Source organism: Arthrobacter oryzae, from assembly GCF_030812315.1.
Lineage (GTDB): Bacteria > Actinomycetota > Actinomycetes > Actinomycetales > Micrococcaceae > Arthrobacter > Arthrobacter oryzae_B.
Genome location: NZ_JAUSSM010000009.1, coordinates 1 through 24,489, shown reverse-complemented (window position 1 = coordinate 24,489; position 24,489 = coordinate 1). Strand labels below are relative to the sequence as shown.

General features: G+C 67.7%; 24 protein-coding genes. 12 read left to right on the top strand and 12 right to left on the bottom strand.

The features are described 5' to 3' along the window. Positions 1–216: 216 nt before the first annotated feature. Positions 217–1,854 carry a DUF7059 domain-containing protein gene (locus J2S97_RS17310; RefSeq protein WP_307051372.1) on the bottom strand — a complete coding sequence of 546 codons (1,638 nt, stop codon included), beginning with the start codon at positions 1,852–1,854 and terminating at the stop codon, positions 217–219. A gap of 153 nt (positions 1,855–2,007) precedes the next feature. Between J2S97_RS17310 and J2S97_RS17305 the strand changes: the two genes are divergently transcribed. From J2S97_RS17305 to J2S97_RS17275, 7 genes are all read left to right on the top strand, one after another. Beyond that, positions 2,008–3,369, top strand: coding sequence for an NYN domain-containing protein (locus J2S97_RS17305; protein WP_307051183.1), 1,362 nt, complete (start codon positions 2,008–2,010; stop codon positions 3,367–3,369). Between the two features lie 222 nt (positions 3,370–3,591). Beyond that, the gene (gene srmL / locus J2S97_RS17300; RefSeq protein ID WP_307051182.1) at positions 3,592–4,749 is read left to right on the top strand and encodes a PheS-related mystery ligase SrmL; all 1,158 of its coding nucleotides are present in this window, start codon (positions 3,592–3,594) and stop codon (positions 4,747–4,749) included. Between the two features lie 73 nt (positions 4,750–4,822). Further along, on the top strand, positions 4,823–5,281 hold the full coding sequence (locus J2S97_RS17295; protein ID WP_307051181.1) for a hypothetical protein: 459 nt from the start codon (positions 4,823–4,825) through the stop codon (positions 5,279–5,281). A 42-nt stretch (positions 5,282–5,323) separates the two neighbouring features. Beyond that, the gene (locus J2S97_RS17290) at positions 5,324–5,815 is read left to right on the top strand and encodes a hypothetical protein (protein ID WP_307051180.1); all 492 of its coding nucleotides are present in this window, start codon (positions 5,324–5,326) and stop codon (positions 5,813–5,815) included. Positions 5,816–6,007: 192 nt separating this feature from the next. After that, positions 6,008–6,196: a hypothetical protein gene (locus tag J2S97_RS17285; protein WP_307051179.1), complete on the top strand. Its 189-nt coding sequence runs from the start codon at positions 6,008–6,010 to the stop codon at positions 6,194–6,196. A 196-nt stretch (positions 6,197–6,392) separates the two neighbouring features. Further along, positions 6,393–6,746 (top strand): hypothetical protein, encoded by a 354-nt coding sequence (locus J2S97_RS17280; RefSeq protein WP_307051178.1) that lies wholly within the window; start codon positions 6,393–6,395, stop codon positions 6,744–6,746. Between the two features lie 93 nt (positions 6,747–6,839). Next, complete coding sequence (locus J2S97_RS17275) at positions 6,840–7,379, top strand: hypothetical protein (RefSeq protein ID WP_307051177.1); 540 nt, start codon at positions 6,840–6,842, stop codon at positions 7,377–7,379. 36 nt (positions 7,380–7,415) lie between these two features. On the opposite strand, the gene trhO is transcribed toward J2S97_RS17275, so the two are convergent. Then, a complete protein-coding gene (gene trhO, locus J2S97_RS17270) occupies positions 7,416–8,309 on the bottom strand; it encodes an oxygen-dependent tRNA uridine(34) hydroxylase TrhO (protein WP_307051176.1) in 894 nt (297 codons plus the stop codon). Between the two features lie 143 nt (positions 8,310–8,452). Between trhO and J2S97_RS17265 the strand changes: the two genes are divergently transcribed. Beyond that, entirely contained in the window at positions 8,453–9,145 is a 693-nt protein-coding gene (locus J2S97_RS17265) for a GNAT family N-acetyltransferase (protein WP_307051175.1), read from the top strand. A gap of 62 nt (positions 9,146–9,207) precedes the next feature. After that, positions 9,208–11,619, top strand: a complete 2,412-nt coding sequence (locus J2S97_RS17260; protein WP_307051174.1) for a DEAD/DEAH box helicase — start codon at positions 9,208–9,210, stop codon at positions 11,617–11,619. A 142-nt stretch (positions 11,620–11,761) separates the two neighbouring features. Here J2S97_RS17260 and J2S97_RS17255 read toward each other — a convergent pair whose 3' ends face one another. The 7 genes from J2S97_RS17255 to ssd all read right to left on the bottom strand — a co-directional run bounded on the left by J2S97_RS17255 (position 11,762) and on the right by ssd (position 16,893). Further along, positions 11,762–12,142, bottom strand: a complete 381-nt coding sequence (locus J2S97_RS17255; protein ID WP_307051173.1) for an Rv3654c family TadE-like protein — start codon at positions 12,140–12,142, stop codon at positions 11,762–11,764. Further along, on the bottom strand, positions 12,139–12,606 hold the full coding sequence (locus J2S97_RS17250) for a TadE family type IV pilus minor pilin (protein ID WP_307051172.1): 468 nt from the start codon (positions 12,604–12,606) through the stop codon (positions 12,139–12,141). Before J2S97_RS17250 ends, J2S97_RS17255 begins: the two co-directional genes overlap by 4 nt. Further along, positions 12,603–12,896 carry a DUF4244 domain-containing protein gene (locus tag J2S97_RS17245; protein ID WP_307051171.1) on the bottom strand — a complete coding sequence of 98 codons (294 nt, stop codon included), beginning with the start codon at positions 12,894–12,896 and terminating at the stop codon, positions 12,603–12,605. Before J2S97_RS17245 ends, J2S97_RS17250 begins: the two co-directional genes overlap by 4 nt. A 178-nt stretch (positions 12,897–13,074) precedes the next feature. After that, a complete protein-coding gene (locus tag J2S97_RS17240; protein WP_307051170.1) occupies positions 13,075–13,692 on the bottom strand; it encodes a type II secretion system F family protein in 618 nt (205 codons plus the stop codon). Further along, positions 13,689–14,522, bottom strand: a complete 834-nt coding sequence (locus tag J2S97_RS17235; RefSeq protein WP_307051169.1) for a hypothetical protein — start codon at positions 14,520–14,522, stop codon at positions 13,689–13,691. Before J2S97_RS17235 ends, J2S97_RS17240 begins: the two co-directional genes overlap by 4 nt. Next, positions 14,519–15,820: a TadA family conjugal transfer-associated ATPase gene (locus J2S97_RS17230; protein ID WP_307051168.1), complete on the bottom strand. Its 1,302-nt coding sequence runs from the start codon at positions 15,818–15,820 to the stop codon at positions 14,519–14,521. The genes J2S97_RS17235 and J2S97_RS17230 overlap by 4 nt, the downstream gene beginning before the upstream one ends. Continuing rightward, positions 15,817–16,893, bottom strand: a complete 1,077-nt coding sequence (gene ssd / locus J2S97_RS17225; RefSeq protein WP_307051167.1) for a septum site-determining protein Ssd — start codon at positions 16,891–16,893, stop codon at positions 15,817–15,819. Before ssd ends, J2S97_RS17230 begins: the two co-directional genes overlap by 4 nt. A gap of 462 nt (positions 16,894–17,355) precedes the next feature. On the opposite strand from ssd, the gene J2S97_RS17220 reads away from it, so the two are divergent. Together J2S97_RS17220 and J2S97_RS17215 are read left to right on the top strand one after the other, a co-directional pair. After that, a complete protein-coding gene (locus J2S97_RS17220) occupies positions 17,356–19,062 on the top strand; it encodes a bifunctional 3'-5' exonuclease/DNA polymerase (RefSeq protein ID WP_307051166.1) in 1,707 nt (568 codons plus the stop codon). Positions 19,063–19,222: 160 nt separating this feature from the next. Next, positions 19,223–19,423, top strand: coding sequence for a YegP family protein (locus tag J2S97_RS17215; protein WP_307051165.1), 201 nt, complete (start codon positions 19,223–19,225; stop codon positions 19,421–19,423). A gap of 25 nt (positions 19,424–19,448) precedes the next feature. On the opposite strand, the gene J2S97_RS17210 is transcribed toward J2S97_RS17215, so the two are convergent. Genes J2S97_RS17210 through J2S97_RS17200 form a run of 3 tightly spaced genes read right to left on the bottom strand, consistent with a single transcriptional unit; the run spans position 19,449 to position 22,470 of the window. Continuing rightward, positions 19,449–20,126: an NUDIX hydrolase gene (locus J2S97_RS17210; RefSeq protein ID WP_307051164.1), complete on the bottom strand. Its 678-nt coding sequence runs from the start codon at positions 20,124–20,126 to the stop codon at positions 19,449–19,451. Further along, positions 20,123–20,956 carry an endonuclease III gene (gene nth / locus J2S97_RS17205; protein ID WP_307051163.1) on the bottom strand — a complete coding sequence of 278 codons (834 nt, stop codon included), beginning with the start codon at positions 20,954–20,956 and terminating at the stop codon, positions 20,123–20,125. Before nth ends, J2S97_RS17210 begins: the two co-directional genes overlap by 4 nt. Positions 20,957–20,967: 11 nt before the next feature. After that, complete coding sequence (locus J2S97_RS17200) at positions 20,968–22,470, bottom strand: hypothetical protein (protein WP_307051162.1); 1,503 nt, start codon at positions 22,468–22,470, stop codon at positions 20,968–20,970. A gap of 648 nt (positions 22,471–23,118) precedes the next feature. Between J2S97_RS17200 and J2S97_RS17195 the strand changes: the two genes are divergently transcribed. After that, the coding region (locus J2S97_RS17195; RefSeq protein WP_307051371.1) for an AMP-binding protein at positions 23,119–24,489 on the top strand (1,371 nt) is incomplete at its 3' end.

Genomic DNA, 24,489 nt, shown 5'->3' with positions numbered 1-24,489 from the left:
CTGTGGCGTTTCGGTTCACAAGACCTGGCACCGGCCCGCCCGGGCGATGCCGGCCAAACAGATGCCGGCGCCGATGCCGGCCAAACAGATGCCGGCGCCGATGCCGGCCAAACAGATGCCGGCGCCGATGACGGCGCCGATGACCCTGACGGCCCCGACGGCCCCGCCGGCGCCGCGACAGCCGGCCCTGCGGTTCCAGGCCGGGCAGCCCTGGGGTCAGGCCGGCAGCAGGAATCCGTCGCGGACCAGGTTCCGCACATCGGCGAGAAGCCCGTCCCGGAACGCGCCGCCGTCAAAGCCGTCTTCCCCGCCCAGCAGCGCTTCAAGGGCTCCGATGATCTGCCCGACGGACAGGTCGCCGTCACACGCTGACACGAAGCCTGCCAGCTCCGTGCTCAGCAGGTTGGTGCGGCGGAGCCCTGCACCCTGGCGCAGCAGGATCACGCCGGGGTGTTCCGCTCCCGGACGTTGGTGCCGTTCCTCGGTGACGTCCTCGGCCACCAACAGGTGCGCGGCGGCCAGATCATTGGCTGCCAGCCAGTCGGCCCGCTCCACCGCTGCGCCCAGGTGCGGGCCAACGGGCTGCTCGATGGGATACGTGATCTCCTCGAAGCGGCTGATGACCGGCCGGGCGCCGTCCGCGGGGCGCCGCAGGTAGATCATGCCGAAGCCGATCCCCTCCACGTTCCGCGAGGCGAAGTCGTCCAGGTAGGCGGCGTAGGCGTCCTGGTAGTGCTGGCGGTCCCGGGCTTCGGAGGCGTCCTGCAGCCAGGTCTCGGCGTACTGTTCCGGCCCCACCAGCTCGCGCTGGATGAACCACGCATCCACGTCCGGACCGGCCCAGCTTTGCGGCCGTTCCGACCACGGCGTCCCCGCTGCGACCTCCCAGTTGCCCAAGAGCTGGGCTGTTCCGTCCGGGGCAAGGACCGACGGCAGAGCCCTGACCAGCGAGGCGACGATGTCATCCCCCGGCAGACCGCCGTCGCGGTAGGTGAACTGGTCTGCGGCGGCCTCGCCGAGGCTCCGGGGCGTGATGACGAACGGCGGGTTGGAGACGACGAGGTCGAAGGTTTCCCCGGCCACGGGTTCCAGCAGCGAGCCCAGCCGCAGGCTGACCCGGCTTTCCGGGCTGGCCGGGTCGATGTGCAGTGCTTCGGCGTTCAGGAGCATGTTGAAACGGGTGAAGGCCAGCGCCCGCGCTGAGATGTCCGTGGCCGTCACGTGCTCCGCGTGGTGCAGCAGGTGGAAGGACTGGATGCCGCAGCCGGTGCCCAGGTCCAGGGCCCTCCCTACGGGTCGGCGGATTGTGGTCCGCACCAGCGTGGTGGAGGCCTGCCCGATCCCCAGCACATGGTCGTGGCGGAGAACGCCGGGCTGCTGGTGCGCCGCCAGGTCGCTGGCCACCCAGAGATCGGCGCCGCCGCTGCTGTCCGTGTCAGCTGTGGCATCTCCGCTCCAGCTGTACGGCCGCAGGTCAGCCTTTGCCCTGACGGCTCCCGTGTCGGTGTCGGTCCCGGCCGGTTCAACGAGCCCCAGCGCCAGGAGACCTTCCGTGCGGATCCCCGGGAGGGCGGCGTCGAGCACGTCAGCGCGCTGGGGCACAGCCAGCAACCAAAGGCGTACGACGGCGGCAAGCGCCGCGGCGTGCTGGTCCCCCTTCTCGGCGGCCTCTGTGACTATCAACGCCGGAATGAGCTGATCGCGGCCGAGGGCGGCGTTGGCCGACTCGCCGAGCAGCCCTGCCACTCCATCCACGGTGTAGCCGGCGCCTCGCAGGTCCGTGGCCAGGGCGGACAGCAACTCTGGGAGGTCGCTGCGCGGGGCGTCGGGAGTGTTGCCGGCCGTGAAGTGCATAGCTGTTTCAGTCACCGTGCAAGTCTATGGTTCCGGCGGCGCCCTCCAGTCTGGGAAATCAGCTGGGTGTTCGGGCTGGCGTACAGCCTGCCTTGTCCGGGATGCGGCTTGCCTGCGGACGGATTGCCGGTAGCACCACCTATGCTTCTGAGCATGAGCCGCAAAAGTGTGATCTTCGTTGACGCAGGTTTCCTCCTGGCCACGGGCGGGCTGCGGGTCACCGGAAACTCACTGCGCTCTGCGTTTTCCGTCCAGTACAAGAGCCTTGTGGACGGAATCCAAGGATTCGTGAGCGAACGCGACAGCCGGGACCTGCTGAGGATGTACTGGTATGACGCCGCCAAGGACGGCCTGTTCAGCGACGAGCACAAACGGATCGGCCTGCTTCCGGGGGTCAAGGTCCGGCTGGGGCGCATGTCCTACAACGGCGAGCAGAAGGGCGTGGACCTCAAGCTCGGGCTGGATCTGGTGGGTGTCGCGCGGAACCGTTCGGCCGACGTCGCCTATCTGCTTTCCGGCGATGACGACCTGGCCGAGGCCGTGGAAGCAGCCCAGGACCTCGGCATGAAGGTGGTGCTGCTGGGGATCGAGAACCAGGGCCACCGGCTGGGAGTCACCGCGGTCGCGGAACACCTGGCGTTGCAGGTTGACGACATCGCCACACTGCCGCAGTCGCTCCTGGACCGTTGCTTTGCGAAGTCCGCGCCGATGATGGCCTGGGCAATCGCGGAACCGTCCGATGCAACAGCGGACACCGCAACAGCCGACGCCGCTGACCGGGTCGGCGGGGACTTCGGTACGGCTGCTGAAGTGCCCGCAGAGGCGGACGTGGCGGCTTACGCAGTCGCGCCGGTCGCGGGCAGCGCCTCAGCCAACGGCCAGCGTTCAGTTCCGGGCCCCCGCCCGGTCCCGCGTCCCGGCACCCTTCCCGGCTGGGCGGGCGCGGGTTCGGCCGCAGGTGCAGGTGCAGGCGCGTCAGCGGCGGCCTCCAGCTCGTCCGGTGCCGCGGCCCCGTCCAATACCTCACCCGATTCCTCGTCCGATTCCTCAGTCAACCCCTCGTCCTATGCTCCGCGGCCCGCCGGTCCGCCGGCCCCTGCGGCCGTAGGCCTTGCTGGCCCAGGTCCGTCCGGCAGGCCGGTGCCCACGCCGGGCCCCCGGCGAGTGCAGCCGGACGTGCGGCCCGACGTGCGGCCGGTGCCGGGGGCCGGCTCCGTTCGCCGTGAACCGGTCTATTCGACCGAGACCGGTGCACCCGCGGCCCAAAGCCCGTGGTTCGATCTCGTGGAAAGCGCTGAAGCGGTGGCTGTCAGCCTTGCGGACAACTGGCACGGCAGCGTCACCCAGCGCGAACTCAACGAACTCCTCGCCGAGCGTCCGCTGCTGCCGCCGACCATTGACCGGGTGCTGATCAAGGACTGTGCCGCGAAGATCGGCGAAGCCAAGACGGACCTCCAGGACATCCGAAAGGCCATCAGGGCAGCGTTCTGGCGCCGCCTGGACGAGCTCGTGTAGCAACACCGTCATGGCTGGCCCGTGCGGCCGGAGGTTGCGGATCCGGTGCTCGCGGGGGCACCATGGTCCCATGCATCTGCAGCAACGATTTATCAGCCCTCGGCCGCTTTCCGGCCGCACGGGCTTCTTGTTGCGCGCATAATTGCAGCCGCCGGGGTCCGTCCGGCGCAGCGGCTGAGGGTGATTGCTCCCCCTCCAAATGCTGCCATCAAAGGATCCCCCGTGAAGAACTATCTCTCCCTGACTGAACTCAATTCCGCCCTTGCCCTGCGTGACCTTACAGATCCCGCCGCCGGGACCCACGCCATGCAGCTTTTGCTGGCGGACGCCGTCTCGGCGCTCGAACGGCTCTGGGACATCCCATCGGAAACACACCGGTTGAACCCGCTGGTGGCCACCGCCGACAACTACGACCGGCTGGGCTATTCTCCCGGCGATGTCACGCGGGACTCGCGGTACTCGCGCCATGTCAGTCCCACGGTGATGTTGCGAAGCCACACCTCGGCGGGAATCCCGGCACTCCTCGACTCCCTCCGCGGCGAGCAGGGCCTTTACGACAGGCTGCATGTGCTGCCCGGGCTGGTGTACCGCCGGGACGCCGTGGACCGCACCCACGTCGGGGCGCCGCACCAAGTTGACCTGTGGCGCCTCAAAGCGCGCGGGCTGCTGGGGCCCGCCGACCTCCAGTCGATGATGGCGGCGGTCGTCGAGGCCGTGCTGCCCGCGGCGGACCATCCGGGGGTGCAGTGGCGGTCAACGCCGTCCACCCACAGCTATACCGCCGCCGGCCGGCAGCTGGACGTGCTGGTCACGTTGCCGGACGGCAGGAACGAATGGCTGGAACTCGCCGAGTGCGGTCTTGTGGCTGCGCCGGTCCTGCGCAGCTCCGGGCTTGATCCGCGGAGGTGGGCTGGCCTTGCCCTGGGGATGGGACTCGACAGGGCAGTCATGCTGCGCAAAGGCATCGACGACATCCGGCTGCTCCGCTCGGAGAACCCGGAGATCCGGGCGCAGCTGCTGGACCTTGCCCGCTACCGGCCGGTTTCACTCATGCCTGCCGTCCGCCGGGACCTTTCCCTGGTGCTGGCCGACTCTGCCGAGGCCGATGTCGAGCTGCTCGGCGACCGGGCCCGCGGCGCCCTCGGGACGGACGCCGACGTCCTTGCAGCCCTGGAGATCAAAGCGGTGACGCCGACGGCGGAGCTGCCGCCGGCCGCCGTCGACCGCCTTCGCATGGACCCGGGAGACGTCAACGTCCTGCTCCGGCTGGTGCTCCAGCCGCTCGACCGGACGCTGACCGATGAGCAGGCCAACCGGCTGAGGGACCGTGTCTACGTTGCCCTCCACAGAGGAAAGGTGCAGGAACTGATAGCCGGCTAGGCCTTTCCCAAAGGGGCTCGGCGGCCTCGGCAGGCGTCCCGGACCGGCCGTCTCCAGCGGGTAAGTTGGAGGCATGCTTTCACGTTCATCCGGGCCGCAGCGGCTGACTGCCCTGAGGCGCATCGGCACAGCGGTTGCCGGCGCCTGCCTCATGGTGGCCGCCTCGGCCTGTTCCTCAGCTGTCTCCATCGAGAACGCCGACGTCCCGGCATGGAAGGCCACGGCCCTGCCGACGGCCAGCGGAACCGTGCTTGAGGACGCCGGCAAGATCCTCAACCGCGAGCCGCTGGTCAAGGACGCGGCCGACGTTCCGTCCGGGGCATACACCCTGACAATGACGTGCGACGGCGGGGGCAAAGCCTTCTTCACCGTAACCTCGGGCGGCACCAAAATTGCCGAAGCGGGGGCTGCCTGCAACGGCAGCCGCGAGCGCGCCAAGATCACCGTACCCGCCGCCGGCACCGTGCAGGTCAGCACGTCCAGCGTGGATGCCCCGCTCCTCTACGCCTACCATCTGGCGGCAGGAAGCTAGCTGTGACTTGCGCCGTCGGCGACGGTGCGTATGCTCAGGGACATGTCAGCTCTTTGGGGGAAGCGGATAGTGCGCATGGCAGCGGTTGTGCCGGTTCTCTGGGTGCTCGCCGCCGGCCTGGGCGGCTGCGAATACAGCACTGACGCTGACGCCCCGAGGGATGCAGCCTCCGGCCCGGCTTCCAGCGCCGGCCCGGCGTCGAACCCCGGCCCGGACGAAGGGGACGCCCCGCACCGCCAGCAGGACTACATCGACGCGCTGACGGAGCTGCTGGGCCTCCCCGACGACAGCGGGCTCCCCTACGCATCAGGCGGTACGGCCTCATGGACCGCGGACATTCCTGCCGGGGAATACTTTCTGACAGCTGCATGCGTTGCCGCGCCGGCCGCCGAACTAAGGATCCAGCTGGGGGACGCCGAGCCCAACCGGATAACCTTCGGATGCGGCATGGGCACTACCTGGACCACAAAGGCGGCACGATGGACGCCAAAATCGTGCCACTCACCGATGCGCCGCACTTCGTCAGCGGCGTGAGGCTGGATCCCGACAAAGCACCCCGCGGCCCCTCGGCCGCCGAAACAACAGCCTGGGCAGCCGCAGAGCTGGGACCTGAGCAGGCAGGCGAATTCAGGGGCTATCCATGGGCGGGACAGTGGCACCATTCCGGCCCTCCCCCGGTGCCAGGCATGCGTACCTTCACGTTTGTTTGCGAGGGGCCCGTCATGGTTGGTCGACGTCACCGTTCTCCGGCCCAGGGGTGAGGATCTGTTCAAGGGCAGCGGCCTCCCCTGCGGCAGGCCGCTGTCCGCCGATATTCCAATGGGACCCGAGGGAGTCATGGTGATGGTGGACTCGGACAACTCTCCAGTCCAGGCCGCGTACAGCCTGCTGCCGACCGCCGCGAGCGGGCAGTAGTGGCGGGCATGGCGCCCAAACGCGCTGTGTTGCTGGTGCCGGTTTGATCGCCGCCTGCCTGGCCGGGTGTGAATACGCGGACGACGTCGGGCCCGCCCCTTCGGCCGCCGCCAGCCGGACGGGAAAAGGCGTGACCCCAACTCCAATTCCGCTCGCTTCCGTGGATCCCGAACTTATGGCTGAGATAAATCGCAACATGGCCACACTGGAAATGGCCATGGTGGAGGTCCCGTTCGGTTTGGCCGGAGCTGCCGGCGGCATCAGCGATGGCGGGTTGGCATTCACTACAAACGTGACCGGGACCGCCACCCACAAAGTCACCGCCGCCTGCATCGGTGCGCCCGGCGCCAAGCTTTCAATCAGCTCCGCTTCCAGCAACACGCTGCTGGAATTCACCACGCCCTGCGGCGAACTATTCAGCCGCGATGTTGAGCTCCGGCCGGGAACCCTGATTGTGCGCTTGGTGGCGGTTGGGGACGGCTACCTGCAGGCAGCCAGTGGTGTGATGCGTATCAACGAAGCGGCAGCTTTCCCGTCGTCTCAGCCCTGACCGGTTTCCCGCCGAAATTCGGCCCGCACGAGGCCACGAAAGCAGCCGCGGCAGCCTCTGGCTTGGGGGTGGCGCCAGGCTTAAAGTCAGAGTATGCACACCGTGCAGGCACCCCTGGTGCCACGGCGGACGGCCGCGGCGGCCGCCGTCGTGCTTTCCGGTGTGCTGGCCGTCGGGGCGGCCCTGGGCGGTTGCGAGTACGTGTACGACGACGGCCGCGGGCCGCTGCCGAGCGCGACGGCCCCGACCTTCACGGACGCGGCGCTCCCGCAGGACCCCCGGCGGAACCTGCCGGTGTCCGGAGCGGAACTTGACGCCTGGGTGGAGCAGGTCCTCCCCGAAACCGCCGGCCAGGTTTTCCACACGGGTTTCGGTCTGCTTCGAGGGGGCACCACGCGCCAGGAGAGCACCGGGCATCTGCCTAGCGGGACGTACTCGCTGACGCTGGCCTGCAAGAGCGCGCGCAGGGTGTCGTTCACGGTGCGTGACGGTGAGTTTGCCCTGGTGGACCTGAGCCTGCGGTGCGGAACGTCAAGGGTCAACGTGATCCATGTGTCCGAGGACTCCGTGCTCAGCGTGGAAGTGGCCGCGCAGTCCGCCGCGAACTTCGCCTTCCGGGTGAGCCGGCTCTGACATCCGGCACGTAGCTGCCGCGCGCCGGGCGCAGCGCTAGGCCGCGCAGCCTTCCGGGCAGCGGAGGGTCTCCGGGCTGGAAGCGCACTCCGCGCAGTAGAGCGTCAGGGTGCGGCAGCTGGGGTTGGAGCAGTTCTCGAACTTGCTGGTGGAGGCTGAACAGCGCACACACTCGCCGATGGTCTTGGCGTCCTCGCTGAATTCGAGGTGCATGCGCTTGTCGAAGACGTAGAGCGAACCTTCCCAGAGGCCCTGGTCCTTGAACGTCTCGCCGTAGCGCACGATACCGCCATCAAGCTGGTAGACCTCCTTGAACCCGCGGTTCACCATGAGGCTGGAGAGCACCTCGCAGCGGATCCCGCCGGTGCAGTATGTGACCACCGGCTTGTCCTTGAGGGAGTCGTATTTGCCGGACTCGAGTTCTTTGATGAAGTCGTGGGTGGTGGCCACATCCGGGACAATCGCGTCCTTGAACTTGCCGATCTGCGCTTCGAACGCGTTGCGGCCGTCGAAGAACACCACGTCCTCGCCCCTCTCCTTTTTGGCGTCCACGAGCTGATGGAGCTCCTCGGGTTTGAGGTGTGTTCCGCCGCCCACAACGCCGTTGGCGTCCACCCTGAGTTCGCCGGGTGCTCCGAAGGAGACGATCTCGTCGCGCACCTTGACGCTGAGCCGCGGGAAGTCAGCCGCTCCGCCGTCGGACCATTTGACGTCGATGCCGTGGAAGCCTTTGTACTCGCGCGTGGTCTTCACGTACTGCTTGACGGCGTTCAGCTCGCCGCCGACGGTCGCGTTGATGCCGTCCTTCGAGATGAGGATGCGTCCGGTCAGGCCCAGCTTCTCACAAAGGGCGCGCTGCCACAGGCGCACGGCATCGGGGTCGGCGATCGGAGTAAAGCCGTAAAAGAGCACAATTCGGTTCAAAGCCACGTATTTAAGGGTACTTGCTGCCCTCAGGCCCCGGAACCGGGACCATAGCCTCTACCGATGGCCCGGGTCACAATTCAGTAAGCAAGCCCACTTCCCGGACCCTACCCCTGTTGCTTGCGGCAGGGCTGGAATAGTCTCATCACATGAGTCCAGACGCCATGGTTGAAGACATCACCCGCCTCTTGGAAATCTGGGTGACCGGATGGGCCGGTTGCCGAGGATACGAGACGCGAATGGAAGGCCGCTTCCCGGCCGCGCTGCGGGCCGACACCACCGAGGAGTGGGAATACTTCGCCCACGATCCTTCGGACACCGAATTCGCCGAGCTCGCGGCAAAGACGGCTGAAGCCCCGGCCCGGATCCTCACCATCCTCACTAACGACGTCGCGCGATATAAATACCTGGCCGAGCAGCAGGGCCTGAACGTTACCTCCGCTTCCCAAACCATGATGATCGTGGACATGGAGACGCAGGACTCCGAAGATCCATGGCTGGCCGACGATGACCTCAAGCTGAGCACGTTCACGAAGGACGGCGTCCACCATGCCGTGGTGCACGCCGGCCAAGCGGTGGCTGTGAGCGGCCGGGTGTTCGTGGTGGGCCGCACTGCCGTTTTCGACAAGATCGTCACCGAACCCGCCTATCAAAGGCGCGGGCTGGGAAGCTTCATCATGAAGGCCCTGGCGGCACAGGCCTTCGAGCACGACGTGGAAAATGGCCTGTTGCTGGCCTCGCTGGACGGGCAAAAGCTGTACTCGCACCTGGGCTGGACAACCTTGTGCCATGTGCTGATGCTGTCCGCGTCTGACGAGGGTGCCGACCTTTCTGTCGGCTGACGCAATTTCACCGACGGCATTGTGATGCCGGGCGATTTGAGCCCGGATGAAACAATATTGAGGTGAACCCCCATGACTCCCTGATTCCGCTGCTGGGCCGTGGCCCGGACCCGGAGCAGCTGCGTCATGTGCGCATCATTCCAGCCCGGCAGGCTGTGAACGAGCCGTGGCCGGAATGGACGCACCCCGATCTCATCGAGGCCTATGGTTCCCTGGGAATCCATGAGCCGTACCGTCACCAGATCCAGGCGGCGAACCTTGCCCACGGTGGCGAGCATGTAGTGATCGCCACCGGCACCGCCTCCGGTAAATCTTTGGCCTATCAGCTGCCTGCGCTGGACGCGATCCACCGCTCGGAACTGCGGGTCCTTGCCGAGCCTGGAAAGATCCACGACGACGGCGCCGTGGCCCTTTATCTCTCCCCCACCAAGGCCTTGGCAGCCGATCAGCTCGCGGCTATCCGCTCGCTGAGGCTCCCGACTGTCAGGGCGGAAACGTACGACGGCGACACTGACCCGGCGTCGAGGCGCTGGATCCGGGACCACGCCAACGTGATCCTGGCCAACCCCGACATGCTGCACTTCGGCATCCTCCCCAACCATGCCTGGTGGGCCAGCTTCTTCCGCCGGCTCAAGTACGTCATTGTGGACGAGGCCCACAGCTACCGCGGCGTCTTCGGTTCCCATGTGGCCAACCTGATGCGTCGGCTGCGGCGCATCTGTGCGTATTACGCCAATGCCTCCCAGCCGGGCCCGGTGTTCATCGCGGCCTCAGCAACGGCCTCCGAGCCGGGAACCTCCTTCGGCCGGCTCATCGGCGCACCCGTCCGGGCCGTGTCCGAGGATTCCTCGCCGCACGGCTCCACCACCGTGGCGTTCTGGGAGCCGGCCCTTACGGAACTGAGGGGCGAGAACGGCGCCAAGGAACGCAGGACGGCGGTCGCGGAAACGGCGGACCTGCTGGCCAACCTCGTGTCCTCCCGGATCCGGACCATTGCGTTCATCAAGTCCCGGCGCGGGGCTGAGACCATCTCGGCCATCACCAAGCGGCTCCTGGACGAGGTGGATCCCAGCCTTCCCCAGCGCGTGGCGGCGTATCGTTCCGGTTACCTGCCCGAGGAGCGCCGGGCCCTGGAGAAAGCCCTGCGGTCCGGGGAACTCCTGGGGGTTTCCAGCACCTCCGCCCTCGAACTCGGCATCGACATCTCGGGCCTGGACGCCGTCCTGGTGGCCGGCTGGCCGGGCACGAGGGCCTCCCTCTTCCAGCAGATCGGCCGGGCGGGGCGGGCCGGCCAGGACGCCATCGCCGCTTTCGTAGCCAGCGACGATCCGCTGGACACCTACCTGGTGAACCACCCGGAGGCCATCTTTGACGTGTCCGTGGAAGCCACGGTGTTCGATCCCTCCAATCCGTACGTGCTCGGGCCGCATCTGTGCGCCGCCGCGGCGGAGCTTCCGCTGGGTTACGCGGAGCTGGAGCTGTTCGGACCCACAGCGGAGAAACTGCTGGATCAGCTCGTGGCCCAGGGCTACCTGCGCAAACGTCCGGCCGGCTGGTTCTGGACACACCCCCAGAGCGCGGCGGCCATGGTGAACCTACGGGCCGACGGCGGCGGTCCGGTGAGCATCGTTGACGCTGAGACGGGTTCCCTGCTCGGCACGATGGACTCCCCGCAAACGCACTACCAGGCCCACACGGGTGCCGTCTACGTGCACCAGGGCGACAGCTATGTGGTGGAGGACCTGAATGAGGGAGACCACTGTGTGATGGTGCGCCGTGCCAACCCCGACTACTACACCACAGCCCGTGACGTGACCCAGATCGAAGTTCTGGAGACGCAGCGCACAGCGCAGTGGGGCGACGTTGCCGTGCATTTCGGGGACGTGAAAGTGACAACACAGGTGGTCTCCTTCCAGCGCAAGGCGCTGATCTCGAATGAGATCCTGGGTGAGGAACCGCTGGAGCTCGGCGCCCGTGACCTTTTTACGAAGGCTGTCTGGTTTGTGGTGGACAACCGTTCGCTGACCGGGGCCGGGCTGATCGAAGCCCAGTTCCCCGGTGCACTGCATGCAGCCGAACACGCTGCCATCGGGCTGCTACCGCTCGTGGCGTCCAGCGACCGCTGGGACATCGGCGGGGTATCCACTGCCATCCACGCCGACACCGGGGTGCCCACGATCTTTGTGTACGACGGGCACCCCGGCGGCGCCGGTTTTGCCGAACGCGGCTTCGACAAGGCCAAGGTGTGGCTGTCGGCCACCCGTGACGCCATCGCCGCCTGCGAGTGCGATGCCGGCTGCCCGTCCTGCGTTCAGTCGCCTAAGTGCGGCAACAAGAACAACCCGCTGGACAAGGCGGCCGCGATCACCTTGATCGACGTGCTGCTGAATGATGCCACCGAGGAGCAGTGGACTCCCCAGTCGGCTCCTGCAGGGCAAACGAGGCCGACAGAAGAGCACGCGACTCCCTTCTGAGCCCGCCCTGCCTGAGCCAGTTTATGAGCCGGGTCAGCCCGAGCCAGGTTTATGAGCACGGTCAGCTGACCCGCCGTGGCCGTCCGGCAACCACGACCTCGGGGCCGACGCCCCGGCGGTCGTAGCGCACCAGCACCGGAGGTCATGGTGGCGGGCCTGCCCTGGCGTGGCCGGTGGCCGCGCCGAGCATGCTGCGATTCAAGAGCTCCGTCCGGACCTCCACGGTTTCACCTCCCCCTTCCGTGCAGCTGATGATCTTTGCCCCTTGCCTGCCCGCGACATCGGCAGCAACCGAGCAAGGCACACCGGGGCTGATCCCGCGCAGTGCGTCGGCGGCAGCCAGCGCTGCGAGGTCGGCGGCTGCGGCTGCCCTGGACGCCATCACTGCCGACTGTGCCAGCAGGAGCATCAACGCCATGGCCACCATCACCACCATCCCGAGCCCGGCGGCGAGTACCGTTCCGGATCCGCGCTCACACGAACGTCTCGGACGGCCCTCCTGAGGGGTCTGCTGTTTGGTCATGAGGCCGCAGCTTCCGGACGCTGCTCCCGCGCGGGTGCGGGCCACGGCGTTGCTTGACGGATGACTGCTGATTCGGCGGTTTCGCCCCGCGCCGTGGCACGGGCGGACAGGGTCCACGGGACGATCGACCCCACGGGACCGGAGACCCTGCCGGAAACCGTGACGCCGAGCCATTCACCATCGGCCACGATCGACGACGACGCGGAGGTGCCGGCGAGTTGCCGGACTATTCCGTCCACCGCGCCGGCATCCTCCCCTCGGGCCAGCGCCCTTGCCCCGGCCCGTGCTGCTTCTTCGAGCCGCAGCTGGGTAATCCCGGCCGCTGAGCCTGCGAGCAGCAGCGCCAGGAGGAGTATGACTGCCGGCAGCGCCACCGCGAATTCTGCGGTGACAGCGCCACGGTCCTTCCCCGGGCCGCGGAGTCCCTTCCCGCCGGGCGCCCCGCAGCCCACTCCCGGTGTCATGGCAACGCCAGCGCCGTCCGGATCAGGTTCAGCAGAAAGCCACGGACTTCATCGCTGCGGAGAATGAACACCAGGATCCCGGCAAAACCCACTGCCGCCAAGGTGGCGATTGCATATTCTGCGGTTGCCATCCCCAGCTCTGATCCCAGAAGGCGTCCGTGCCCCCGGACTGATACCGGCGCCGCGGCCCTGGCACCGGGGTAGATTTCCCGGACCTCCGCTTCGTCCGGCGCGGCCAGGCCCGAGTGCTCCGGCTGGGCATTCGGGCGGTGATTGGACGTGGTTGACATGGCAGTTCCTTTCATTGGTTTCCGGCTGAGTTGCCGGCTGACTCGACTCTTCCGGCTCCGGCGAATGCGGATAAGGCAGAAGTTCGGCTAAGTGGAAAATCCTGTGAACTATCGGCTGTGGAGGAACACTCGGACACCGCCCCAGCAAGCCGTCACGGCCGCGGACAAGGGCTCCGGGTCAGGCTCCGGACGGGAGCATCGCGAGCAAAACCGGCACCACGCCCAGACAGACGAAAGCGGGAAGCGAACACAGTCCGAGCGGGACCACCAGCCTGACGCCGAGGGCGGCCGCACGCTTCTCCGCCGCGCGGAAGCGCTCCCGCCGCAGCCTTGCAGCCTGGGCATAGAGAATGGCGGACGATGGCGCCCCTGTCAGGGCGGCAAACCCCAGCGCCTGGCGCAGGATCAGCAGCTCCGGTGTCCGAGCCTCCGAACTGCGCCAGGCTGTGTCCCAATCGGCTCCAATGGCCAAGGCCGACACCACAGGGCGCAGGGAACGGTGATACTCGGGTGAGGCTGAGTCTGCGACGAGCTCCAAGGCTCGTCCGATCCCTGAACCGGCGTCCAGCATGGCTCCGATCAGCTCCAGCATCATGGCCGTATCACGCAAGCCCTCATCGGCCCGCAAATTCGGACCGTCGGTTGTCCCGCCGTCGCCGTTCTTTCCTTCTCCCGCATGCACCTGATGCTGCCGAAGGAGCCGTCTGTGTGCGCCGCCACGTCCGGTCAAAGCCAGCGTCGCGGCGGCGGCCAGCGCCAGTGCGAAGAACACGGAAGACAACCATTCCCCCGTCATGGTGTTCCAATGGCCGAGCCGACAAGCCTGGCTGACCAGATCCGGCCGGCCACTGTCAGCACCATGCCCGCTGCGAGCGCCGCCACGCCAAACGGCGTGCCGAGCAGGACGGACAGCGGATCCACGCCCAGCGCAACCCCCAATCCCAGACCCAGCAGCGGTAGCCAGGTGAGGAGCGTGACGGTGGCTTTCGGCCCAGCGAGGGCAGTCTGACGAGCTGCTTCGGCGTCATCCTCCACTTCCAGCTGCGCTGCCAGGCGGGTCAGGACGTCCGCCAGCGGGCATCCGCTCGCCGCCGCAATATCGAAACAAGCCGCAAGCTCGCCCCAGATTCTTCGTTCCCGGTCTTGTCCTCCGGAGAAAGCCGTGGCAGAGGCTGCCCGGATGGCGTCCGCTACCGGAGCGCCCCGCATGGCGGCTGCCCGGGCTACCGACAGCAACGACAGAGACGCAGGGGTAAGGCCCGGTCCGCCTTCGGCCCCGGCGTACTCTTCCGCGGCATAGACCAGCCAGAGTTCATCCCACAGCCGCGACGGCGTACGGCCGCCCTTGAGCAGCGCGGCCAGCTGCTGGACAACCACCGTCATCGGGACCCCGGCGGAGCGTTGGCCGGACTTGCCCAACCAGATCGCCCGCGGTGCACCGGGAGCGTCCCGCCAACCGCCGCCGCCTGAGCCCTCGCCTCGGCCGGCACCGCGGCTCCTGACCCTGCCCGGAGGCGCTGAGCGTCCCGTGTCCAGTGCCTTGCGGATCCTGCCCGATCTGCCGCCAGGGGGCCGCAGCGCCAGCCATGCAGCGAGTGCCAGCGCCGCGATCAGCAGCGCCGTCATTCGCTTGCCCCGGGCACAGGTCCCCGCGGCCGTGAACCCCCGACCGCCGGCTCGACTCCCCCGTCCTCGTGCCCGGAATCGTCAAGGCCAAGCCTCCGGGCCAGCCCTGGCCACGCCGGTCCCAGGCTGACAGTGCCCGCCTGCACCGCCACGGCCGCCGAAACTTCGAGTCCGTGGGCGCCGTCTTCAACGACGCCGATGCATGCCACGTGACGTCCGCTGCGGGACCGTTCAACATGCACCACGACGTCCAGGGCGCTGGTGACCTGCAGCCGCATGGCGTCCTGGCCCATCCCGGCGAGGGCGCCCAGCGCCGTGAGCCGCGCAGGCACCGCCGCCGCTGTGTTGGCGTGGATGGTGCCACCGCCTCCGGTGTGTCCGGTGTTCATGGCCGTCAGCAGTTCACGGACTTCGGCTCCACGGCATTCCCCCACCACCAGCCGGTCGGGCCTCATCCGGAGGGCCTGGCGGACCAGCTCGGCAAGGTCAACGCCACCACCGCCTTCGAGGTTTCCGTGCCTCGATTCAAGCGACACGACGTGCGGATGGACAGGGTTCAGTTCGGAGGCATCCTCTATCAGAACCAGTCGTTCGGCGGGATGGCTCAGCCCCAGCAGCGTGGAGAGAAGCGTGGTCTTGCCTGATCCGGTGGCCCCGCTGATCAGGAAGCTCAGCCGCCGGGAAACCATGCGCTCCAGCATGTCCTGGACCAGACCCCCAAACATGCCGCCCTCCCGGAGTTCGTCCAGCGTGAACACGTCGTGCCGGCGGATTCGGACGCTCAGCAGGGTTCCTGCCGTCGATATCGGCGGTAGGACGGCGTGGATCCGGTAACCGGCATCGAGCCGGACGTCCACGCACGGGGAACCGTCGTCCAGGCGCCGACCGCCCGCCGCCACGAGCCGGGACGCCAGGGCGCGGACCTCGGCTTCGGACGAAAACGACACTGCGGCATGCTCCAGGCCGTTTCCGCGGTCCAGCCAGACGGAGTCCGGGGCGTTGACGAAGATGTCCGTGACCGACGGATCCCGGGTCAACACCTGGAGAGGTCCCAAGCCGTTGAGCTCCGCGCTGATCCGCTCGACGGCGGCCAGGGAACCTGCCGTCCCCAGGAGTTTGCCGGTGGCCTGCACCGCTGCGGCCACCCGGGACGGGGTTACCGGGCCGGAATCGGCCATGACCGATTCCCGGACGGATTCCAGCAGGCCTGCATCCAGGGCACGGTTCGGGCGCCGTCTGGAGCCCTGGCCGGGACCGGAAAACCGGGACAACCCCGACGGTTGCAGAGGCGTGCTCATGGAAGCTCACCGCCCAGCAACTCCAGGACCGACGCCGCGAACCGGCGTACGGTGCGCCGGCGGCCCATTTCCAGCAAGCGGCCGAGTTCCGTTGCACTGGCTGTGCCTTTTAGCTCCGGGACGAGGCCCTGCAGCGGCAGCCCTACGGATTCGGCGATGAGGGGCCCGTCGAGGACCGCGCCTGCCTTGCCTCTGATGACCAGCGCCGTCTCCACCGGAGGAAGCTCCTGCAGCAGCCTTGCCGAGGCAACAGCGGCTTTAAGCTGCGCGGGCGCCACCACCAGGATGCGGTCACAATCCCACGCGAATGTCCGCAGCGGCTCCGTTCCCCGCCCGATGTCAACCACCACCAACTCGTAGCCGCGGCGGGCGGCGTCAAGAACGCCGCCCACAGTAGTAGCCTCCACGCCGTGCTGGCGCTCGCGGCTGCCCGGCCAGGACAGGAAAGAGAACCCGCCCGCCACCGGCAATGCGTCGGACAGCTGTTCCGGATCAATGCTTCCGCTCGCATCCGAAAGGTCAGTCCACCGAAGCCCGGGAGATTCCTCGGCGGCCAGCGCAAGCTCGAGGCCGCCGCCCCAGGGATCGCCGTCGATCAGCAGGACCCTGGCTCCCCACTCCGCGGCTGCCTGGGCGATCCAGATGGCGGCAGTGGTTGCTCCGGCGCCCCCGCATCCGCCGGTCACACCCAAAACAAGTCCTCCGGCTTCCGGCGACCGGGACCGGCTCAGGTATTCAGCCAGCCACGCAGCAGCATCGGGAAGCACCGCCACGCGTTCGGCTCCAAGGGCTGCGGCAAGGTGCCAGAGACTGTCGCCCTCGCCGCCCAGGCCCACGAGAACGGCCGGTGCCCGGCGCCGGGGCGGAAGCTCGCGGATATCGCTCCCCACCAGAACGACGGCCGCGGTGTCCCAGAATGGAGCCGCTTCGGTGGCATCGGCCACCACGCGAAGCTGGCCGCCTGCGGCGGCCACGATCCGTTCAACCTCGCCGCGCAGGAAGTCGAAGCCCGTCACCAGGAGCGTTTCCGCGGACTCGGCCGGAAGCCATGCGCCCGGAGCCCGCGCCCCCAACGTTGCATCCCCGGCCGGCGGAACGGCACGGCCAGGCGCACTGCCGCCGCCTGGCGGCTTCGCCGATTGCCGTGCCGGCTTGTGCCGTAACCGTGCGTCCCCTCCAATGGCGTCCCGTCCACTCCCGTGCGTCCCGGAGTGGTTCCCCTGGGCAGCGCCCCCACTCCCGCGCGGCGCGGCGCGTGCAGCACCGCGTGCTGCCCGGCGTGGGACCGCGGCCGTCTCAGGGCCCGGGCTAGTGACTTCCGGCGTGTCCTTCTGAAGATGGTGCCTGCTCATCCTGACACTGTGCCCAGTAGCCTGTCGGCGCAACAGACCGCCGGCCTGCCATGTGGACAACACTCGCGACCGGGCGCCTGTGGAGGGACGGTGCGCCCTCTCACCCCTACGCGGACACAGGCTGTCCGCTATTGCCCCGCGCGCGGCGCAAACCATGGCACGCCACAGGGCAGAATTAGGACTATGTATCTGCTGCTGTCCGCCCACCCCGACGGCGCAGCCCTACAGGAACTCACGGCGGACGGCACGCCTGCTCCGGCGAACGCGGAACCCCGCGTGATCAGCGCCGGCGACCTGGCCGGCGTCGTGCTCGAACTCGAAATGCGGCGCCCGCGCTGGATCTGGCACCGCACCCAGGACTGGTACCCGGCGCTCCTGAACGCCGGCGTCGAGCTGGAACGCTGCTACGACCTCACACTCTGCGGCGCCATCCTGGCCCATTCGGAGTTCACCGCCCACACTGCCTACGCCCGGAACGCGGAGAAGCTCACCCAGGACGACGACCTGCAGCAGCCGCCCCGCAGCCTCCAGCCACCGCCGCAGCCGGAACACCAGGGTGCGTTGTTCGAAGACTCCGGATTCAGCCGTGCGCCCAGGCACTCGCCGGAGGAGCTGCGCACCGAGTACGCCGCCCAGCAGGAAGCACTGAGCCAGGCCAGCACGGACGCGAACCGCAGGCAGCGGCTGCAGCTGCTTCTGGCCGCCGAATCCGCCGGTTCCATGATCGCGGCGGAAATGCAGCACACCGGAGTGCCCTGGCGCGAAGAACTGCACGAACAGATCCTTGCGGACTACCTGGGCCCCCGCCCGCCGCTGGGCCACCGGCCCGCCAAGCTGGAGGCGCTGAACACCGAGCTCCGCAGGCTCCTGAACTCGCCAAGCCTGAACCCGGATTCGCCGCAGGAACTTATGCGCGCCCTCCACCGGAACGGCATCGAGGTGAAGACCACCCGGCAATGGGAGCTGAAGGAATCCAGCCATCCGGCCATCGAGCCGCTCCTTGCCTACAAAAAGCTGTCCCGGCTGCATGCCGCCAACGGCTGGGCCTGGCTGGACGCCTGGGTGAAGAACGGCCGCTTCCAGCCGGAGTATGTGGTGGGCGGCGTCGTCTCCGGGCGATGGGCCTCCCGGGGCGGCGGCGCCCTGCAGATTCCGCGTCAGATCCGCGGCGCCGTGCACGCCGATCCCGGTCACAAACTCATCGTGGCTGACGCCTCGCAGCTTGAGCCGCGGGTCCTGGTGGCCCTTGCCCAGGACTCCAAAATGGCCGAAGCTGCCCGGGACAAGGACCTCTACGCCGGCATCGCAGCACAAGGCTTCGGCGGTGACCGCGCCAAGGCCAAGGTTGCCCTGCTCGGTGCCATCTATGGCGCCACCACGGGCGAATCAGGACGCCTCATGCCACAGCTGACCCGCACGTATCCGCGCGCCGTCGGTTACGTGGAACAGGCCGCCCGCGACGGCGAAGCGGGCGGAACCGTCACCTCACGGCTGGGCCGCAGCAGTCCGCCGCCGTCGGACGGCTGGCGGCAGAGCCAGAAGTCCACCACGGCCGAGGAACAGCGGCGTGCAGAGGCGGTTGCCCGCTCCCGCGGCCGGTTCACGCGCAACTTTGTGGTCCAGGGGTCCGCGGCTGACTGGGCGGCCTGCTGGCTGGCGGAATTACGACGGCGGCTCCGCGCCATGCGGTCGGCCGGCGAACCGGCCGGAGAATTGGTCTTCTTCCTGCACGACGAAGTCATGGTCCATTGCCCTGACAGTTCAGTGGACGATTGTATCAAGGCCATCGAGGCGGCGGCCGCTGCCGCAAAGGAACTGCTGTTCGGCAGGATTCCGGTCGAATTTCCGGTGAGCGTCGCCGTCGTGGACTCCTACGACAAGGCAAAATAGCTCCTGAAAGACGCGGTCTGTAACGTACCCGCGGGTAGTTTTGTGAACTGCCTCACCTCCCGGTTAAGCTCAATTAGCCGGTTTGCAGCAGTGGCAGTGCAGCACCGATAAAGGACCGGCCGATGCAATGACGCATGGATTTTTGGGGAGGCACCACAGAGTGGCTGGCACATTTGAAATTGTAAGTACGGAAGAAGAGGCTTTCTACTTCCGGCTCACGGCCGACGACGGCACATTGGTGGCGGTTTCGCCACGGTTCAAGACGCTCAAGGGCGTCGTCGCAGGGATTAATGCCGTCCGTGAGAACGCGGCCACAGGACTTGTGGTGAACCGTTCCCGGCGGGAACTGGCGTCCGGGTAAGCGCCCGACATAAACCGCCGGGCAATCACACGTCGATCTGGTGCAGCCGGGTCCGGTCCCACGGGACCGACCAGCCCAGGTGATCGAAGAGTTCATTCAGGATCATTCCGGTGAAACCCCAGACCACCACCTTGTTCACCACAAACGCGGGGCTGAGGAACGTCTGGCCGGAGCGGCTGACTTTAGCCATAACGCGGTTGTCGGGATCCAGCAGGTCCCGCACCGGGATCCGGAACACCTGGGCGGATTCGCCGTAGTCCACAACGCGGACCGGCGACGGCGAACGCCACCAGGCCAGGACCGGCGTCACGAGGAAGTTCCCGCGGGGCAGCGCCAGCTGCGGCATTGCCCCCAGAACCTCCACGCCGGCCGAGTCCAGCCCCGTTTCCTCCTCCGCCTCTCGGAGGGCCGCTTCGATGGGCGATTCGCCGGGGTCGATTCCACCGCCGGGGAACGCCACCTGGCCGGGGTGGTCATCCAGGGTGTGGGCGCGTTCCAGCAGGAGAACGTCGAGATCGGCGGGGGCTAACTGTTTTCCGGAAGTTGCGGGCACCTTATCCAGCGCACCGAACAGCATCAGCACGGCAGCCTTGCGGACCACGGAGTTGTCGACGGTCAGCTCGCGCCAGTACGGATTGCGGGCCGGGCCGTTCCCGGCTTCGATGGCGGCAATGAGCTCGACGAGATCCTGGCGGGCGGTCATGGCTCCCGCTTCTGTGATTCCATCCGGATTTCGGCAGCCCGGTGTGTCTCCGCCAGCAGTTGCGCCAAGAGGGCTTCCTGCCCAGGGGCCAGCTCGTACTTGAGCAGCTTCCGCGCCCTCTCCGGGTCCGTCTCACCGGCACCGTAGCTGGGGCACCACGTGGCCACCGCGCACGCACCGCACGCGGGCTTGCGCGAATGGCAGACACGGCGCCCGTGGAACACCACCCGATGCGAAAGCATGGTCCAGTCCCTCGGTTCAAACAGCTCGGCCACATCCGCCTCAACGCGCACGGGATCATCGGACTCCGTCCAGCCGAAGCGCCGTGACAGCCGGCCGAAGTGTGTGTCCACGGTGATTCCGGGGATACCGAAGGCGTTGCCCAGCACCACATTGGCGGTCTTCCTGCCCACTCCCGGAAGCGTCACCAGGTCCTGCAGCCGGGCCGGCACCTCGCCGTCATACTCGTCCACAAGCCGGTTGCACAGCGCCATCACGTTCCTGGCCTTCGCGCGGAAGAAGCCGGTGGGCTTGAGGATCACCTCGAGGTCGGCCGGATCGGCCTCGGCCATGGTCCGGGCATCCGGATATCGGGCGAACAGCATCGGCGTGATCTGGTTGACCACCACGTCGGTGGTCTGGGCCGAGAGCACGGTTGCCACCAGCAGCTCGAACGGGCTGCGGAAGTCCAGCTCGGCGTGCGCGTACGGGTAAACCTCCGCGAGCGCCCGGTTGATCCTGCGGGCGCGGCGCTTCAGCGCCAGCATTGATTCCCCGGACGCCTGCGGTGTGATGCTGCCCGGCTTAGGAGTGCCGGATTGGGTGGCCATTGGGGGCCCGGCTAGCCGCGCTCGATGTTGCTAAGGTCGCGCAGCACGCCCACCCGTCCATCAGTGTGCTGGACCAGGAATTCGTGTCCGCGGTCTTCCAGCGCAAGAACCCAGCCGCCGGGTTCGATCACGAAAGCAGGCGTGCCGGTTCGCTCGTCGACGGCCGTGCGGGGCTGGGCGACGGCGAACCAGAACGCCTCGTGGACGGGCTGCTCCTCATGTTCTTCGGGGCGGCTGGACGGGTCCACGGTGGCACCGATGGGCTCCTGCGACGTTACCTGCGGGTGCAGCATGGTCTCGGCCGGAGCCGATGCAGCGGGCATTGCGCCAGTGGCGGGACCGCTGGCGTTTCCGTGGCTGGCCGCGGCGGCGGGGACGTCCGTCGCCTGGGTCGCGCCCGACGCTGAAGGTGCGACGGCGGCTGCCTGCGTCTGCTCTGCTGCTGACGGCACGACGTCGGCGGCCTGGGTTGCGGGCGAAGGGTGGGTGTCGCGGGTTGCTTCGGCGGCCCGCGCCGCGGCCGGCGCTCCTGCGGCCCCGGCGGCTGCAGCCGCAGTGGCTGCGGTCCCGGCTCCGGCAGCGGGTGCGGGTGCGGCCAGCGTGGCGTCAGCCTGCGGAGTGGCATGCCCGTGCGCAGAATCGGGCTGAGCCCAGCTCTGCTGGCCTGAACCGTATTGGCCGGAAGCCTGCTGTGCCGGCCCCTGCTGTACAACTCCGTACCGCGGTTCCCCATGCTGGGCCGCGCCGGCCGAAGCTCCCGCATGCGTACGGTCGCCGTTCAGGGAGGCTCCAGCTGCCGTGCCGCCGGCCGCAGTGCCTGCGCTACGGGCTGCACTGCCCGACGTCAGTTGCTTGCCCCAGCTGGCCAGCGTACCGGAGCCCGGTTCCTTGGCGGGCTTGGGTTCCTTCGGGGCGCTGGGCTTGCGGAACGGCACAGCGGACTCCCGGGCCACCACGTGTGCGGGTGCCTCGGCGCGGTCCAGGAAATCGCCGGCGAAGAAAGGAATGAAGCGCGCCAGGACGGTGGCGGCAAGAAGCCCCAGGGATCCGATCAGCGACACCAGCACGGCCGGCTCATACGTCTCGGCACCGGCCAGGAAGAAGAAGGCGAGGGCAAAGGACGCAACCACGGACGCGAACTGGTCAATGGAAAGTGACCCGATCCTGAGCTTTGACGCCGGCGTGAGGCGGCGTGCCACGAAGAGTGCTGTCACGATCAGGGGCAGGAGGATTCCCAGCCCGAGGAAGAAGAGGCTGCCCAGGTTCCACAGGTTGTACCGTGAAGCGAACATCGGGATCAGGGACCCTACAAACAGAATCAGCGTTGATCCGAAGACGGCCAGGTCCCGGATGGTGAAGGGGCCAAGGACCGTTTCGTTCTTCTTGGCTGTCAGGCGGCTTCCCGCGGGCTTTGGCCCTTCCGTGCCGGCCGGCTTGCCGGAGCTCGCCGGGCCGGTGGTCTGACCGGGATGCGGATGGGCGGCCTTATGCTGTCCATGGCTTTGCTGGTTCATTCTGTTCTCCTTAGCACGGCGGCGCCCTGGACAGCGCCTCCTAACGGCAGGCAGAAACCGGACCGCAAGCGGTCCCGTCGCCTCCATTGGATGTCACAACTCCATCTCAGCCTAGCCAAGTGCTTGCCTGATCACTAGCTGACGGGCCGGAGGCGGGCGGCCGGAATGCAGGCCGAATTCGCCTAGCACACGCGCCTGCTTGCAGGGTGAACGGATTCCGTTAAGACAGGCGGGTCCACGTCTCCAGCGCCCGTGTGAAGCTTGCCGGAACATTGCGCGTCACAGCGGACGCGGCAAGGTGGCGGTGGGTGATCCGACGGACAAAGAACCCCGCATACGAAAGCTCTTTCACTGTGTCCCGGCCGCATTTCCCCGCGGCTATCAGGGCAGGCAGGCTCTGTGGTTCCGGCCAACCTGCAGCCGCGGCCATCCCGCCGGGAAACCATTCGGCGCTTAATATGCGCCGTTCACGGTTCACTATGTGACCGGGCACACGTGCGGCGCGGGGCAGGCGTTAGTGTGTATTTCGGAACAGCTCTTTGCGGTACAGCCGTGATCAGCCGCTGCCCGACGCCGCGCATGCGGTACGGCTGCGGCACGTGACGGCGTGTCCCGCGCAGCAAAGATCGATGAATGATGAGGTTCACCATGTCCCACGACACACCCAGCTCCACGGCCACCGCTGCCCACTCCGAAGTGCCGGCCAACCAGGCCCCCGCCGGAACCGCCGCAGCGTCCGGAGGAGCCACAAACGCCGCAGCCAACGGAGGCCAGGCAGGGAACGGCGATGCCTTCGAGAACCTCTCCCACGAGAACCGGAAGTTCGCTCCCTCGGAAGACTTCGCCGCGAACGCAGTAGTCACCGCGGCGGATTACGCGGAGGCCGACGCCGATCGGCCCGCTTTCTGGGCCAGGCAGGCCCGTGAACTGCTCACGTGGAGCAAGGACTTCACGGAGACCCTGGACTGGTCCAACCCTCCGTTCGCCAAGTGGTTCGTCGGCGGCGAGGTCAACGCCGCGTACAACGCCCTGGACCGCCACGTGGAGAACGGGCTCGGAGACCGGGTCGCCATTTACTTCGAGGGCGAACCCGGTGACAGCCGCAGCTACACGTACGCGCAGCTCACCGAAGAGGTCAAGAAGGCCGCCAACGCCTTCGAATCGCTCGGCGTGGCCAAGGGCGACCGCGTGGCCGTCTACCTGCCCATGATTCCCGAAGCCGTCATCACGCTGCTGGCCTGCGCCCGGATCGGCGCCGTCCATTCGGTGGTGTTCGGCGGCTTCTCCGCCGACGCCCTCCGCTCCCGGATCGACGACGCCGAAGCCAAACTGGTGGTCACCGCCGACGGCACATACCGCCGCGGCAAGCCCAGCGCCCTGAAGCCGGCAGTCGACGACGCCCTGGCCCAGTCCGGACACACCGTCCAGAACGTGGTGGTGGTCAAGCGCAACGGCCAGGACGTGGACTGGCGCGAGGGCCGGGACCACTGGTGGGCCGACACCGTCGACGCCGCCTCCCCGGAGCACACCGCCGTGGGCCACGACTCGGAGCACCCGCTGTTCATCCTCTACACCTCAGGCACCACGGGCAAGCCCAAGGGCATCCTGCACACCACCGGCGGCTACCTCACCCAGACCGCCTACACCCACAAGGCCGTGTTCGACCTGCACCCCGAATCGGACGTGTACTGGTGCACGGCCGACGTCGGCTGGGTCACCGGCCATTCCTACGTCGCCTATGCCCCGCTGCTCAACGGCGCCACCCAGGTCATGTACGAAGGCACCCCGGATTCCCCGCACCACGGCCGCTGGTGGGAAATCATCGAAAAATACAAGGTCTCCATCCTCTACACCGCCCCGACCGCGATCCGCACGTTCATGAAGTGGGGCAAGGAGATCCCTGCCAAGTTTGACCTCTCCTCCATCCGGGTCCTGGGCTCCGTGGGCGAACCCATCAACCCCGAAGCCTGGATGTGGTACCGCGACGTCATCGGCGCCAACGCCGGCAAGAACGGCGAG